The organism is Erythrobacter sp. S158, assembly GCF_057364915.1.
Genome location: NZ_CP200279.1, coordinates 1021600 through 1035728 on the forward strand (window position 1 = coordinate 1021600; position 14129 = coordinate 1035728).

The window sequence follows — 14129 nt, forward strand, 5'->3', positions numbered from 1 at the left end:
TAGAGAAGAGGGTCACTCCACCATGAAATTCACCAAACTTTCGCTCAAGGCATCGGCGGCTGCGCTGGCCGTGTCGCTCGCCGCCACCTCGGTGCCTGCATTGGCAGAGGCGCATCAGGACAGCGCCGAAATGCAGGATGCCGGTACGCAATTCCCGCTTACGCCTGAAGGCGCGGCGCAGTTCGTCGCCAGTGTCGAGGACGAGATGCGTGCCTTCTCCGAGCCGTATGCGCGCGTGTCTTGGCTCAATGCGACCTACATCAACACCGATTCCAACGCGCTCGCCTCGCAATATGGCGCGCAGCTCACCACGATGAGCGTCGGCTTTGCCAACGAAGCGGCCAAGTATGCCGCCGTCGAAGGGCTGGACCCCGAGGTTGAGCGCAAGCTTGGTATGCTGCGCTATTCGATCGGTCTGCCAGCTCCGGCACGCGACGGCGCGGCTGAGGAACTGTCCGACATCGCCACCCGTCTTCGTGCAGCCTACGGGGCGGGGCGAGGCACTCTGAATGGCGAGGAAATCGGCGGCTCGGATATCGAGGCCGAAATGGGCAATCTTGATCGCACGCCCGAGGAACTCGCCGAAATGTGGGCGAGCTGGCACGACAACGTCGGCGCCCCGATGCGCGAGGATTACGCGCAATATGTGAGCCTCGCCAACGAAGGTGCTGCCGAGCTTGGTTTCGACGATCTCGGCACGATGTGGCGCTCTGGCTACGACATGAGCCCGGAAGAATTCGCCGCCGACACCGAGCGTATGTGGCAGGAAGTGAAGCCGCTCTACGTCGCACTTCACACCTATGTCCGCCGCAAATTGAACGAGCATTACGGTGACGAGGTCCAGCCCGCGACCGGCCCGATCCGCGCTGACCTGCTCGGCAATATGTGGGCGCAGGAATGGGGCAACATCTACCCGCTCGTCGCACCCGAGGGCGCTGGCGATATCGGCTATGATCTCACCGACCTGATCGTCGAAAAGGACCTCGACGCGGTTGAGATGACCCGCGTGGGTGAGCAGTTCTTCTCCTCATTGGGTTTTGAGCCGCTGCCCCAGACATTCTGGGAGCGCAGCCAGTTCACCAAGCCCGCTGACCGCGAAGTCGTGTGCCATGCTTCTGCGTGGAACCTCGACAATGTCGACGATCTGCGGATCAAGATGTGCATCAAGCAGAATGCGGACGATTTCATTACGATCCACCACGAGCTTGGCCACAACTACTATCAGCGCGCCTACAATCAGCAGGACTTCATGCACCTCGGCGGTGCCAATGACGGATTCCACGAGGCGATCGGAGATATGATCGCGCTGTCGATCACGCCCGAATATCTGGTCCAGATCGGCATGCTTGAACCCGAACAGGTGCCGAGCGCTGACAAGGATATTGGCCTTCTCCTGCGTCAGGCGATGGACAAGGTGGCGTTCCTGCCATTCGGCCTTCTGATCGACCGCTATCGCTGGAGCCTGTTTGACGGCAGTGTCGCGCCTGAGGATTACAACAAGGCCTGGAACGATATCCGCCTCGAATATCAGGGCATCACCCCGCCGGTCGAGCGCCCAGCCGATGGCTTCGATCCGGGTGCGAAGTACCACGTGCCGGGCAATGTCAGCTACACGCGCTACTTCCTTGCGCGCCTCCTTCAGTTCCAGTTCTTCAAGGCCGCCTGCGATCAGGCCGGTTGGGAAGGGCCGCTTCACCGCTGCTCCTTCTACGGCAATGAGGAAGTGGGCAAAAACCTCAACGCCATGCTCGAACTCGGCGCTAGCGAGCCGTGGCCTGAAGCGCTCGAAGCCTTCACCGGCGAGCGTCAGATGAACGGCACCGCGATGGTCGAGTATTTCGCGCCGCTGATGGCGTGGCTCGAAGAGCAGAACGAGGGCCAGGAAGAAGGCTGGTGAAATACGCAGCCGCCTTTGCCGCAATAGCGCCGCTTTTGGCCTCCTGTGCTTCGGCGCAGGAGCCGGAGGCGAGCGCGCCGGTCGCATCCGATGTGACCGGCACGCTGTTCGTTGCGCAAAAGCGCGGCAACACGATCACCAAGGTCGATCTTACGAGCGGTGAAGAGGTTCTGCGCCGGGACAGCTGCACCAACCCGCACGAACTGGCGACCTCTCCCAATGGCCGGCATGTCGCACTCGCTTGCTATGGCGGGACGACGATCGACATTTTCAATACCGACACGCTTGAGCGCACGCACAGCGTCGAGCTTGGCGAGAACGCCCGCCCGCACGGCATCGTGTGGCATGAAAACGGGCACATCTACTCGACCGCCGAGGGGCGTCAGTCGATCTTCTGGATCCGCAGTCCACTGAGCCAGATGCCCGACGTGTTCGAGTACGCGACCGGCAAGCGCGGCAGCCACATGCTGGTCGTCGCTCCCGATGCGCGCACCGCATGGACCACTGATCTTGGATCGCGAACAGTAACGCGCGTGGACCTGCTTACTCGCCGAGCACCGCTTTCGGTTACGGTAGGAGAGGAACCCGAAGGCATCGCGCTGACGCCCAACGGCGAGACGCTGTGGGTATCGGCGCGCGGCTCCAATCAGGCTTTCGCTCTCGATTCTGAGAGCATGGAAGTTCGCAGCACGGTTGAGACCGGTGCGTTTCCGCTACGCCTCGCCATCCGCCCACAGGGCGATGTCGCGGTCACCTCCGATCTGATGGACAGCGGTTTGTCGGTGATCGATCTCGAGATGGCCGAGGTTACCCGGCAGATATCCGTCGACGAGGCTTCGAATGCACAGCAGCGCTTTCAGGTGACTATCCTGTGGTCCGACGATGGGACACGTATCTACGTCGCCGAAACCGCCAGCAACACGGTGGCCGAGGTCGACTACGCGACCGGCGAAGTCCTAAGGCGACTGCCAGGCGGTGAGGGCGGGGACGGACTCGCTATCCTGCCGTGAGCCAGAAGAAGCCGCGCAAACTGCTGCCCGCGGTTGGGTGGCGGGAATTGGTCGATTTGCCCGATATCGGCCTTACCGCCATCCCGGCGAAAATCGACACAGGCGCGCGTACGTCATCGCTCCATGCCCGTGTGCTCGAGCAGTTCGAGCGCGACGGTAAATCCTTCGTGCGCTTTGCCGTAGACTGGGACAATATCGCTCACGAGGGCGTGGCGGTTCAGGTTGACAGGAGGGGCATAACAAGTTCGAATGGAGAGACGCAGTACAGGTTCGTAATCAAGACCCCGTTGCGCATCGGGGATGTCGAATTTCGCGCTGAATTCAGTCTTGCTGACCGTTCGGACATGAAGTTTCCGATGTTGATCGGGCGGACGGCTCTGCGACGACGCTTCGTAGTCGATAGCGGACATTCGTGGCTGCAATCGCCCATACGCCCTGATAACTAGACACGCCCACGCCTTTCCAAGGAACACCCCCTTTATGAAAATCGCCATGCTGGCTCGCAATCCGAATCTCTATTCACACAAACGTCTGAAAGAGGCAGCAGAGCAACGGGGTCATGAACTCGATATTCTAAACACCACGCGCTGCACCGTGAACATCGCCAGTCATCGGCCCACGCTGACCTATAATGGTGAGACGCTGGCAGGCTATGACGCAGTGATCCCGCGTATCGGGGCATCGATCACCAATTATGGCCTTGCGGTGTTGCGACAATTCGAGATGGCTGGGGTGTGGCCGCTCAACGAAAGCGTTGCGATCGGACGCAGCCGCGACAAACTGCGCTCCATGCAGATCCTCGCCAAGTATGGTCTTGGTCTGCCTCTCACCGCCTACGCCAACGACCCTAAGCAGGCTGAAGAGATCATCAAGGCGGTCAATGGGCCGCCGGTGGTTATTAAGCTGCTCGAAGGTACGCAAGGCATCGGTGTCGTGCTTGCAGAAACCATGTCGAGCGCAAAGTCGGTGATCGAGGCTTTTCGCGGGGCGAACGTCAACATCCTCGTGCAGGAATTCATCAAGGAAGCGGGCGGCACCGACATTCGCGCGCTGGTTGTCGGCGGCAAGGTCGTCGCCGCAATGAAGCGCACCGGCGCGGCAGACGATTTCCGCTCCAACCTTCACCGCGGGGGAAGTGCTGAGGTTATCAAAATCACGCCTGAAGAACGTTCGACCGCCGTTCGGGCAGCAAAGCACATGGGTCTGAATGTCTGCGGCGTCGACATGCTGCGTTCGAACCACGGACCAGTGATCATGGAGGTTAATTCCTCGCCCGGTCTCGAGGGCATCGAAACCGCAACTGGAAAGGACGTTGCGGGCCAGATCATCGACTTCATGAAGGCGAACGCGAAGGTCGGCGCGACCAAGACCAAGGGGCGTGGCTGATCCGGAACAGCCTGCAAAGAAGTATGAGCAGGCCCTTTGCGGCGTCGTGCAAACTGGCTATCCCTTCGCGCATGCTTATTCGCTCGATCATTTCGACTTCGCTTGCAGCCCTTGCCTTGGCTGTAACCTCAACGCCAGCCGCAGCGCAGCAGGCTCCCGCCCAGACACAGGCGCAATCAGCGCGACCCGACTGGGTCGGCCGTTTTGACGATCAGCTGATGCGGATGCTGATGCAGGATTTGCGCGCGACCTGGACCGTGGAGCAGTCTGCTGAAGGCCTGACCACCTACCGCGCGAGCGCCGAGGGCGGGATCAACTTTGTCGCCGTGCCGCGTTCGTGTGAGGACCAAAATGGCTGCGTCGGACTGGTTGTCATCGCCTTGTTCAACGACGTCAATGTCAACAACGCTGCTCGACTTGATGCGTTCATCAATTCATTCAACGACCGCCAGCCGACGGCAAAGGTCATGCGCGATCCGCAGGGAATGGTTGCTCTCCAGGCCTACATCAACGCGGCCAACGGCATCACCTATCGCAATCTGCTCGCGCAGATGGTCGTGTTTGGGCAGAACATCACCACTCTGAGCCGCGAGCTGATCGAACTCGAACAAACTCAATAGGCGTTTTTCAAAAAGCACCCGTTGGCACTCAAACCCAAGATTTCAGGCGGCTTTCAGGCTGGAAATGAAACCGTTTGTCGATTCTTCGAGATCGCGAATGGTTGTGACCAGCGCCTGCGCCGCGTCTTCGAGTTCTTCTGACAGTTTGTGTCCGGCATCAGTCCTTTTGGCGAGCGCATTGTTTCGCTCGAAAAGGGCATCCGCCTCCTGAGCTGCGTCCCGAGCGAAGCGTGAAATTGTGTCTGCAGCCTGCCGCTGGCTGTCGACATCGACGCGGATCAATTCGGCAGCCTGTGCAAGCTCTGCCACCGCGTCGCTGATCGCCCTGAAGCCACTTTCGGCCTCCTCAGTCCCTTCTCCCACCCCTTTCAGGAAGGTTTCGATGTCGCCAGCAGCAAGAGTTGCCTGCCTTGCGAGTGCTTTAATCTCCTGTGCCACCACCGAGAAGCCGCGCCCGTTTTGTGATGCCGAGGCCGCTTCGATCGAGGCGTTCAGCGAAAGAAGATCGGTGCGATCGGCGATCCTTGCGATTTGGCGATTGGTTTCGCCAATTGTGCGTTTTTGCTCCGACAGGTGCTCGATTGCTTCGCCGACTGTGCGCGCTCGCTCGATGGCTTGGCTGGTCAATCTGTTCTGTTGTTCGGCGCTGACCGCGATGTTCGCGATCGACATCGATATTTCCGAAAGACCGGCTGCGACCATGTTGGAAGCCTTGCGGGCTGCTTCTGCATTCGCTGCGGTGCGCTTGGCCTCAGTCCCAGCTTCTTTGGACAGGATGCGCAATTCGCGCGAGGAATTGGCGAGTACCGTGGCCGTAGCCGCGACTGCATGAGTGACCGCGCTCACCGAATGCTCGATGTCGGCGGCGATGCTCTCGCGAGACTCCCGCCGAGAAACCTTTGCCTTCTCTTCAACGGCCTGTTTGGCCGCTTGTTCGGCCTGAATCGTATCAAGGGCCGCTTCGAGGGATTCGCTGGCAAACCGCAACTCTTCAGCGCGCTCTGCACTCTCGCCGCGCGCTGCCTCGATGTTTTCAAACAGCTTGCGAAAGCACACACTGATCCAGCACAGGATCGACCCGATCATAATGACCGCGATGGCGTGGATTTCGACGCGCAAGAGCCTGGTCTCGTCCGGGAAGGCCCATGTATACGCCCACATGCTCAGGACCACGTGATGTACAATTATCAGCAGGCACGCCAGAATTATCGGCCGCGTGTCACAAAGCAGGGTGAGGGAGGCAAGCGCTACGAAGAAATAGAGGTGGAAATCAATCTGCCAGACGAAGCCCTGCATGGCGAAGACAAGGAGCGCTGGCTGGATTGCAGCCATCAGCCCGACTGCGAGGCGCGCGACGCTATCGTTGCGACGTTTCACCACGTACCAACTTGGGAGTAGATTGGCGACGGCGCTTACTGAGGCGGCGACAAGAGCGGCCTCACCCATGTGGAAAGACAAGGCAAGAAAAATGAGGGCCGCTGCCCATCCGAATGCCGTTGCGAGGAAAATCCCACGCCGGCGAAGGTCATCGATGCCCGAAATCACCGGACCGCCCTTGAAGCGGCGCCTGCGCAGCCAGACACCGATACATTCACGATGAGCACACCGTCACTTGCGAGCGCGCTGAAGAAAGACGTTCGCTTGCCGCGAATGACAAGCGATCCTTCGAATTGGCCACGCGCCATAATTTGTGTGTCGGGCTGCGAAATCATCTTCGCTACCGCCTGCTGGGCTGCCGGGGTCAGAGGTATGAGCGTCGCAGCCTGGCCACTGCGCGGAAAGATGGCAACGAGCAGGACACCCGAAGTGGCAATCAGTCCGTGAAGCGCAAGGACGATCGACCGGACAAATCGTCTTGGCGCGATTTCAAGGGCACATTGCATACCGGGTACATCGCGAATTTTGGTTAGCGCACCATCTGCGGTTCGCCACGTAAATGCCCGCTCAGTATTGCCCGGTAGCGTTTTTACCGGAAGGGCGGCTCGTTAAACGCGCGCAGCTTGCGGCTATGCAGGCGGTCGCCTTCATCGCGCAGGCGCGCCGCGGCTTCGAGGCCTATCTGCAAGTGAGCGGCAATCGCTTCCTCGTAGAACTTGTTGGCCTGCCCGGGCAGCTTGATCTCACCATGCAGCGGCTTGTCCGAAACGCACAGAAGCGTGCCGTAAGGGACGCGGAAGCGATAACCCTGCGCGGCAATGGTCGCGCTCTCCATCTCGACCGCGATTGCGCGGCTTTGCGAGAAGCGCTTGGCGCTCGACGCGTAGTGCAACTCCCAGTTGCGGTCGTCGGTGGTGACGACCGTGCCGGTGCGCATGCGCTCCTTGATGTTCGCGCCCTGAACGCCCGAGACGGCTTCCGCCGCGCCTGCTAGCGCCAGCTGAACCTCAGCAATCGGCGGGATCGGGATTTCGGGCGGAAGCACCTGATCCAGCACATGATCGTCGCGCAGATAAGCGTGAGCGAGCACGAAGTCGCCGATCTTCTGGCTAGAGCGCACGCCGCCGCAGTGTCCGATCATCATCCAGGCATGCGGACGCAGCACGGCGAGGTGATCGCAGATCGTCTTGGCGTTGGATGGGCCGACGCCGATATTTACGAGGGTAATGCCTTTGCCGTCCTCGCGAATGAGGTGATAGGCAGGCATCTGGTGTTTGCGCCAGGCGGTATCGTTGAGCTGCTCTTGAGCGTTGTCAGTGCATTCGGAGATGTCGAGGCCAGCTGCACCCTTGAGAGCCATGTAGCCGCTGCCATCTTCGCTTTCGCAAATCTGCTGCGCCCCCCAGTTCACGAATTCATCGACATAGCGATGGTAATTGGTGAACAGGATAAAGTCCTGAAAATCCTCGACCTTGGTGCCGGTGTAGTGCGCGAGGCGGGCAAGCGAATAGTCGGTGCGCAGACCATCGAACAGCGACAGCGGCATGTCCGCATCGTCGTCGAACTCGATGCCGTCCGCCAGCTCGTCTCCGATCAGCGACAGATCGGTCGAAGGGAAATACTGCGCGATTTCATAGGGCGGAGTGCCCTGCATCGCCGCACCGGCTTCACCGTCGAGCACATAGGGAAACGGGATTTCCTGGCGCGAGCGGCTGACCGTGACGTCGATCTCATATTCGGCAGAGATCAGTTCGAGTTGCTCGGCAAGGTAGGGGCCGAACAGGTCGGGCCGGGTGATCGTCGTCGTATACGTCCCGGGCATTTCCAACCGGCCAAAGGCGCGGCTGCGATCCTGGGGATCGCCCACTCCTGAATAATGCAATGTCAGCTGGGGATATGCGTAACTTCCATCTTCGCGCTTTCGCTGCGGAGGGATGGTGCCGTTCTGGCCAAACGCGATAACGTCCGCGCGAAGGGTTGCGACGGCGTCGCTGTAGTGCTGCTGCAATTGTTTCAGGATGGTGGGGATTGGGGTCATTCAGCTGTCCTCTTTGTTGTTCTTGGCTTTAATTTAGGACCTTTGCAGGTCTTTTACAAAAAGGGCGCGAAGGTCGTTTGACCCTCGCGCCCAATTTTCGCTCGAAGAGAGAAAGCGCTTAGGCTTCGTCTTCGTTCTTGTGATCCGTTGCTTCGATCAAAGCTTCGGTTTCGCTCACGCCTTCCGGCTTGGCGACACCGTCTTCGAACAGTTCCTCAGGGATTTCGCCCGGTTCGAGGCCTGCATTGTCGATGCGCGTATCGGCAGCAGCTTCTTCGATCTCGCGCTGCTCTTCTTCGAACAGCTGTGCAAGAACGTCGACACCCTGCGACTGCAGTTCGGCTTCGTCGTCCGAGCGGGCGACGTTGGCCTTGACGGTCACGTGCACCTCGGGGTGGAGGGCGACGGTCACGTCGTGCATGCCGATGGTCTTGATGGGCGCGCCCATGATGACCTGCTTCTTGTCGATGTCGTGGCCCTTGTCATTGAGGCCAGCAACCATGTCGCGAACATTGACCGAACCGTAAAGCTGGCCAGCGTTGGAAGCGGCACGAATGAGGACAACCTCTGCGCCTGCAACCTTTTCGCCGAGCTTTTCAGCTTCGGTACGCTTCTCGGCGTTCTCTTTTTCGAGACGCTCACGGTTGGCTTCGAACACGGCCTTGTTGGCTTCGTTTGCGCGCAGGGCCTTCTTCTGCGGAAGAAGGAAGTTGCGGGCATAGCCGTCCTTGACGGTGACGACGTCGCCAATCGTGCCGAGCTTCTCGATACGTTCGAGGAGAATGATATCCATGTCTCTTTCTCCTTACTTCACGATGTACGGCAGTAGGCCGATGTGACGCGCGCGCTTGATGGCCTTGGCCAGTTCACGCTGCTTCTTTGCAGAAACGGCGGTGATGCGCGAAGGTACGATCTTGCCACGCTCGGACATGAAGCCCTGAAGCAGGCGCACGTCCTTGTAATCGATCTTGGGGGCGTCCTTGCCGCTGAACGGGCAGGACTTGCGGCGGCGGAAAAACGGGCGGGCCATCAGTCGCGCTCCTCACGGTCGGAACGGCGCTTCTTGTCGCGCTCGTTCTTGCGCATCATCACGCTGGGACCTTCTTCGTGCTCTTCGACACGGATGGTCATGTAGCGAATGACGTCTTCGTTGATACGGGTCTGGCGCTCGAGCTCTTCAACCACCGAGCCGGGGGCGTCGATGTTGAGCATGACGAAATGCGCCTTGCGGTTGCGGTCGATCTTGTAGGCGAGGGACTTGAGGCCCCAGGTCTCGGTCTTGGTGACCTTGCCTTCGTTCGCTTCGACGATTTCGGTCGCCGTGGCCGCCAGCGCGTCAACCTGGGCCTGCGAGAGGTCCTGACGCGCGAGGAAGATATGCTCGTAAAGAGCCATCTCGCGTTCCTTCAATTGCAATGCCGATCGCTGGCTTGTCCGCACCATTGCGGGGCCCCTCCGGCTTTCTTTAGCACCGCCTCCCGGAAGAAGCGGATGCGCGCACATAACGGTTTTCGCCGGTAATGCAAGTCTTGTGCGCCGGGAACAGCGGGGCCAAGCGGCAGTTGGGAAGGCACATATAAAGGGGAACATGAATGCCATCAGGTCTGGTCGCTTTATTCGACGACGTTGCAGTCATTGCGCGCGCTGCGGCTGCATCGGCCGACGATATCGCTGCTGCAGCCGGTAAGGCGGGCTCGAAGACTGCGGGGGTGGTCATAGACGATGCCGCCGTCACGCCGAGCTACGTCACGGGTCTTTCCCCGGCGCGTGAATTGCCGATCATCTGGGCGATCACCAAGGGCAGCTTGTTCAACAAGTTGGTGATTCTCTTACCCGGCGCGATCCTGCTTTCAGAGTTCCTGCCCTGGCTGATCATCTACATCCTGATGCTGGGCGGCGCCTTCCTTTGTTACGAGGGCGCCGAAAAGGTCATGGAGAAGCTTGGCGGTGACAAACACGGCAAGACGGTCGAGGATGTGATTGAGGACCCGGTCGAGTTCGAGAAGCAGCGCATTTCTGGCGCTATTCGCACTGACCTGATCCTATCTGCCGAAATCATGGCGATCGTGTTGAATGAACTCGATCTGCCGACGTGGTGGGAGCGCGGGCTGGCGCTGGCTCTCGTCGCGGTGGCTGTTACGGTTCTCGTCTACGGTACAGTCGCGATCATCGTGAAGCTGGACGATATCGGCCTGTCTCTTACCAAGTCAGACAGCGCCGCGACGCGCAGTTTCGGCGAGGGGCTGGTGGCTTTCGTTCCCAAATTGCTGATCGCGCTTTCCTTCATCGGCACTATCGCGATGCTATGGGTCGGCGGCGGGATCATCATCCACGGCACGCACGAGATCGGCTTCGATCTGTTCTACGAAATTGCACACGGTGCAGAATATGCCGCGGCTGGCGCGCTGACAGCGATCTCCGGTGTGGCCGGGTGGGTGACTTATGCTGGCGTTTCGGCGGTGCTGGGGCTTGGTCTGGGTTTCGTGATCGCGATCCTGCTCCACAAAGTCATCGGTTATGAGGGTGCTCACTGATGGCAGGCGGGCTGACGCTTTACACCTGCGCCGGTTCGCGCGGGCTGCGGGCGACCTGGGCGGCGGAGGAAGCGGGAGTAGATCTCGATCTCAAGGTGCTGCCGTTCCCACCGCGCCACCTCGCGCCCGAATACCTCGACATCAACCCGCTTGGCACAGTCCCGATGCTGGTCGAAGGCGAGGTGCAGATGACCGAGAGCTGCGCCATCGCGCATTATCTGGCGGTGAAGGGCGGCTCTGACGATCTCGTCGTCGCTCCGGGTGAAGCCGACTATGCTGAATATCTGGACTACACCTACCACGCCGATGCGACGATCACCTTCCCGCAGACGGTCTACATGCGCTTTGCGATCTTCGAGAAGGCAAAAGGCTGGGGCGATGCTGGCGTTGCTTATGCCAAGTGGTTCGAGAAGCGCTTGGTGAAAGTAGAGCGGCGCCTGGATGGGCGCGAATATCTGTGCGCAGATCGTTTCACCGTGGCCGATATCTGCGTTGGTTACGCGCTGGTGCTGGCGGGCAGGGTAGGTCTGGACGAGCGCGTGCCCGACAGCCTCAAGGCTTATCGCGAGCGCTTGACGCAGCGAGAGGCCTACAAGCGGGCAGTGGCTCGCGAAGAGGCGGGGTTGAAGGCGCTTTCGGCCTGATTAGGTATCGGAAGAAGGTGCGAGCTGCGTTCCGCATTTGCCGCAGGTCTTGTTCGGCCACGGAACCGCAAATATCCCGCGAAAGAACAGGTTCTTCCCGCAGCTCGGGCAATTGTAGGTGAGCATCCGCCGATTGGCGAAGACGAGGCCGATAATCGCAATGCCGAAAGCGATGCTCGAATGGCCGAAGGTGCGTTCAACCAACATCACGAACAGCACTGACAGCACGAGCGCCCCGGCCATGAACCATGCGTGCTGGCGAGCCCGTTCGTAGATGCTCATGCGAGCCGCTCGAATATGCTGCGCGCAAAGGTGCTGAGCGTGTCGTCGCGCGCGCCCATGATGACGATGCGGTCGCCGGGCCTGGCGATTTCGATGATCCGGTCGCCGCAAGCCTCGCGTTCGGGGATATGCTCGGCTGTTCCGCCATGCTCCTCGATCAGGGCGATGATCCGCTCTGTCCCTTCGCTTCGGTCGACGGTGCCGCCGAAATACACGGGATCGCACATGATCGTGATGTCGTCCGCGCCTAGCTCCTTCGCGAAGGTCTCCGCGAGCTCATGACCCATCTGCTTGAGCGGACCATATCCATGCGGCTGGAAGAAAGCGATCACGCGGCCCTCGGTGGCCTTCAGCGTGCGCAGGGTCGCGGCGCATTTCTCCGGATTATGGCCGAAATCGTCAATCACAGTAATGCCGGAGGCGCTCGTCCCGACCACGTCGAAACGCCGGGCAAGGCCTGCAAAATCCTTGAGCACGTAGACAGCTGAGCGCACCTCGATCCCCGAGGCACTCGCCGCCGCGATAGCTGCAAGCGCGTTCGAGAGGTTGTGCATTCCCGGCATCGGCAGGATTAGCGGGAACACTTCGCGCGTGCGGTTGTCGATCACCGCTGCCCTGATGCCGAGCGCGTCCTGCTCGATCGATTCCGGTTCGACCGTGATATCCGCGCTCTGATCGTGCACCGCGAAGCTGACGACGTTCTTTGCGCGCTCGGCAAGGAAGCGGGCTTCCTCGTTGTCGAAATTGATGACCGCACGATCAGATATCGCGACATAATCGCCGAATAGCTGGCGCAGTTCCTCGATGCTTTTGTGGTCGAGGCTCACGTTCAGAAGAACCCCGACGCTGGGACGATAGAGCGCAATCGAGCCGTCGCTTTCGTCGACCTCACTGACGAAACTCCTGCCCGAGCCCATCCGCGCCGACGCGAAAGGATTGGAGCCGTCGGCGAAGTTCTTCATCACCGCGCCGTTCATGACCGTTGGGTCGCGGCCAGCTTCGGCCATGATCCATGCGATCATTCCGGTGACGGTCGACTTGCCCGACGTCCCGCCGACAGCAACCGAATGCTCGGCGCGGTTGAACAGGTTGGAGAGCAATTCGGCGCGGCTCATGCGCTCGCAGCCAAGTTCCTTCGCAAGGCGCACTTCGGGTACTGTGTCCTCGACCGCAGCGGAGGCGATCAGGATCTGCTTTCCCGATGTGATCCCGCTCCCATCTTGTGGGAAGAGTTCGAAGCCGTTGTCTGCCAGCCAAGCGAACTTTTCGGGCGTGCGGCCCTGATCGTATGACCGGTCGGACCCGGCCACTTCAATACCTAGCCCATGCGCAATCTGGGCGAGCGGGAGCATGCCCGATCCACCGATTCCGCAGAAAAACAGAGGGTGCGCATCCGGCGCATCAACATTGTCGCGATCCATGATTGCAAAGGTTATGGGCTTGCACAGTGACTGACAAGCGCCATAGGCTCCCCACATGACGAATATCGCCATTTGTGCGCCCGCAACGCCGATTACCCGCGACCATGCCGATGCGCTGAGGCAGTTGGTCGCCGATGAGTTTCCCGGTGTCAGCGTCACCTTTCACGAGCAATGCTTTGCCGAACAAGGTCATTTTGCAGGCGATGACCTGACGCGCCTGTCGGCATTGCTCGATTGCGCGAACGATCCGCAATTCGACGCCGTGTGGTTCGCCAAGGGGGGATATGGCTCGAACCGCATCGCCGAGGCCGCCGTCGCCCAGATGAACGCAAACGCGCGGCAGAAAACGTATGTCGGCTTTTCCGACTGCGGCTACCTTCTCGGCGCGCTCTACAAGGCAGGCATCGGCCAGTGCGCGCATGGTTCGATGCCGGTAAGCGCAAGGTCCGAGACAGGTCGCGAGGCGGTTCGGCGTGTGCTGCGCTGGTTCGGCGGAGACAATTCAGGGTTAGAACCGAGCCTAGATGGCGTCACGCCAGCTGCGGCCTTCAATCTCATCACGCTTGCCATGCTCGCCAAGACGCCTGCCATGCCCGACCTCACCGGTCATGTCGTAATGGTCGAGGAAGTCGCCGAGCACCTCTACGCCATCGACCGCATGTTCTTCGCTCTGGCAGGCAGCCTGCCGCGTATCGCCGGGATCAGGCTGGGGGCGGTGACAGCGGTGCCCGAAAACTATGTCGAGTTCGGTCAGAACGAGGAGGAGATTGCGAAATACTGGTGCGACCGCATGGGCGTGCCCTACCTTGGCCGCGCCGAGATCGGACACACCGCTGCCAACAGGGTTGTGCCGTTCGGACTTGCAGGGCCTGCGCGAGGCTCCTAACGGCGCGGGGCTAACTCAAAACGGGGCCGCAAGA

15 protein-coding genes are annotated in these 14129 nt (G+C 60.2%); 8 read left to right on the forward strand and 7 right to left on the reverse strand.

Features of this window, described 5'->3' with window-relative positions; genetic code table 11:
* Positions 1–22 precede the first annotated feature (22 nt).
* From AC0V6T_RS05145 to AC0V6T_RS05165, 5 genes are read left to right on the forward strand one after another with little or no spacing between them, the layout of a single operon-like run.
* Entirely contained in the window at positions 23–1897 is a 1875-nt protein-coding gene (locus AC0V6T_RS05145; RefSeq protein WP_486124897.1) for a M2 family metallopeptidase, read from the forward strand.
* Positions 1894–2907 carry a YncE family protein gene (locus tag AC0V6T_RS05150; protein WP_486124899.1) on the forward strand — a complete coding sequence of 338 codons (1014 nt, stop codon included), beginning with the start codon at positions 1894–1896 and terminating at the stop codon, positions 2905–2907. The genes AC0V6T_RS05145 and AC0V6T_RS05150 overlap by 4 nt, the downstream gene beginning before the upstream one ends.
* The gene (locus AC0V6T_RS05155; RefSeq protein ID WP_486124901.1) at positions 2904–3353 is read left to right on the forward strand and encodes an ATP-dependent zinc protease family protein; all 450 of its coding nucleotides are present in this window, start codon (positions 2904–2906) and stop codon (positions 3351–3353) included. Before AC0V6T_RS05150 ends, AC0V6T_RS05155 begins: the two co-directional genes overlap by 4 nt.
* Positions 3354–3387: 34 nt before the next feature.
* On the forward strand, positions 3388–4293 hold the full coding sequence (gene rimK, locus AC0V6T_RS05160) for a 30S ribosomal protein S6--L-glutamate ligase (RefSeq protein ID WP_486124903.1): 906 nt from the start codon (positions 3388–3390) through the stop codon (positions 4291–4293).
* A 23-nt stretch (positions 4294–4316) separates the two neighbouring features.
* Entirely contained in the window at positions 4317–4913 is a 597-nt protein-coding gene (locus AC0V6T_RS05165) for a YbjN domain-containing protein (RefSeq protein WP_486124905.1), read from the forward strand.
* A gap of 42 nt (positions 4914–4955) precedes the next feature.
* Here the strand turns inward: AC0V6T_RS05165 and AC0V6T_RS05170 are convergent, their stop codons facing one another.
* From AC0V6T_RS05170 to rpsF, 5 genes are all read right to left on the reverse strand, one after another.
* Positions 4956–6458, reverse strand: a complete 1503-nt coding sequence (locus AC0V6T_RS05170) for a methyl-accepting chemotaxis protein (RefSeq protein ID WP_486124906.1) — start codon at positions 6456–6458, stop codon at positions 4956–4958.
* 421 nt (positions 6459–6879) lie between these two features.
* Positions 6880–8328: an AMP nucleosidase gene (locus tag AC0V6T_RS05175; RefSeq protein WP_486124908.1), complete on the reverse strand. Its 1449-nt coding sequence runs from the start codon at positions 8326–8328 to the stop codon at positions 6880–6882.
* A 118-nt stretch (positions 8329–8446) separates the two neighbouring features.
* On the reverse strand, positions 8447–9121 hold the full coding sequence (gene rplI / locus AC0V6T_RS05180; RefSeq protein ID WP_007164456.1) for a 50S ribosomal protein L9: 675 nt from the start codon (positions 9119–9121) through the stop codon (positions 8447–8449).
* A gap of 12 nt (positions 9122–9133) precedes the next feature.
* The gene (gene rpsR, locus AC0V6T_RS05185) at positions 9134–9358 is read right to left on the reverse strand and encodes a 30S ribosomal protein S18 (protein WP_007164455.1); all 225 of its coding nucleotides are present in this window, start codon (positions 9356–9358) and stop codon (positions 9134–9136) included.
* On the reverse strand, positions 9358–9723 hold the full coding sequence (gene rpsF / locus AC0V6T_RS05190; protein ID WP_040464792.1) for a 30S ribosomal protein S6: 366 nt from the start codon (positions 9721–9723) through the stop codon (positions 9358–9360). The genes rpsR and rpsF overlap by 1 nt, the downstream gene beginning before the upstream one ends.
* A 197-nt stretch (positions 9724–9920) precedes the next feature.
* On the opposite strand from rpsF, the gene AC0V6T_RS05195 reads away from it, so the two are divergent.
* Both AC0V6T_RS05195 and AC0V6T_RS05200 read left to right on the forward strand, forming a co-directional pair.
* Positions 9921–10862, forward strand: coding sequence for a DUF808 domain-containing protein (locus tag AC0V6T_RS05195; RefSeq protein WP_486124911.1), 942 nt, complete (start codon positions 9921–9923; stop codon positions 10860–10862).
* Positions 10862–11506, forward strand: coding sequence for a glutathione S-transferase family protein (locus AC0V6T_RS05200; protein WP_486124913.1), 645 nt, complete (start codon positions 10862–10864; stop codon positions 11504–11506). The genes AC0V6T_RS05195 and AC0V6T_RS05200 overlap by 1 nt, the downstream gene beginning before the upstream one ends.
* On the opposite strand, the gene AC0V6T_RS05205 is transcribed toward AC0V6T_RS05200, so the two are convergent.
* Together AC0V6T_RS05205 and AC0V6T_RS05210 are read right to left on the reverse strand one after the other, a co-directional pair.
* Positions 11507–11788, reverse strand: a complete 282-nt coding sequence (locus AC0V6T_RS05205) for a hypothetical protein (protein ID WP_007164451.1) — start codon at positions 11786–11788, stop codon at positions 11507–11509.
* Positions 11785–13209, reverse strand: coding sequence for a glutamate ligase domain-containing protein (locus AC0V6T_RS05210; protein WP_486128501.1), 1425 nt, complete (start codon positions 13207–13209; stop codon positions 11785–11787). The genes AC0V6T_RS05205 and AC0V6T_RS05210 overlap by 4 nt, the downstream gene beginning before the upstream one ends.
* Before the next feature lie 55 nt (positions 13210–13264).
* Here AC0V6T_RS05210 and AC0V6T_RS05215 point away from each other — a divergent pair, with 55 nt between their 5' ends.
* Complete coding sequence (locus AC0V6T_RS05215; protein WP_486124915.1) at positions 13265–14095, forward strand: LD-carboxypeptidase; 831 nt, start codon at positions 13265–13267, stop codon at positions 14093–14095.
* Positions 14096–14129 lie beyond the last annotated feature (34 nt).

What these genes read in the sequence shown, in the direction of transcription:
- AC0V6T_RS05210 (WP_486128501.1), bottom strand. Translation starts at nt 13,209, where the DNA reads ATGGATCGCGACAATGTTGATGCGCCGGATGCGCACCCTCTGTTTTTC.
- AC0V6T_RS05205 (WP_007164451.1), bottom strand. Translation starts at nt 11,788, where the DNA reads ATGAGCATCTACGAACGGGCTCGCCAGCACGCATGGTTCATGGCCGGG.
- AC0V6T_RS05195 (WP_486124911.1), top strand. Translation starts at nt 9,921, where the DNA reads ATGCCATCAGGTCTGGTCGCTTTATTCGACGACGTTGCAGTCATTGCG.
- AC0V6T_RS05145 (WP_486124897.1), top strand. Translation starts at nt 23, where the DNA reads ATGAAATTCACCAAACTTTCGCTCAAGGCATCGGCGGCTGCGCTGGCC.
- AC0V6T_RS05200 (WP_486124913.1), top strand. Translation starts at nt 10,862, where the DNA reads ATGGCAGGCGGGCTGACGCTTTACACCTGCGCCGGTTCGCGCGGGCTG.
- rimK (WP_486124903.1), top strand. Translation starts at nt 3,388, where the DNA reads ATGAAAATCGCCATGCTGGCTCGCAATCCGAATCTCTATTCACACAAA.
- AC0V6T_RS05165 (WP_486124905.1), top strand. Translation starts at nt 4,317, where the DNA reads ATGAGCAGGCCCTTTGCGGCGTCGTGCAAACTGGCTATCCCTTCGCGC.
- rpsR (WP_007164455.1), bottom strand. Translation starts at nt 9,358, where the DNA reads ATGGCCCGCCCGTTTTTCCGCCGCCGCAAGTCCTGCCCGTTCAGCGGC.
- rplI (WP_007164456.1), bottom strand. Translation starts at nt 9,121, where the DNA reads ATGGATATCATTCTCCTCGAACGTATCGAGAAGCTCGGCACGATTGGC.
- AC0V6T_RS05215 (WP_486124915.1), top strand. Translation starts at nt 13,265, where the DNA reads ATGACGAATATCGCCATTTGTGCGCCCGCAACGCCGATTACCCGCGAC.
- AC0V6T_RS05175 (WP_486124908.1), bottom strand. Translation starts at nt 8,328, where the DNA reads ATGACCCCAATCCCCACCATCCTGAAACAATTGCAGCAGCACTACAGC.
- rpsF (WP_040464792.1), bottom strand. Translation starts at nt 9,723, where the DNA reads ATGGCTCTTTACGAGCATATCTTCCTCGCGCGTCAGGACCTCTCGCAG.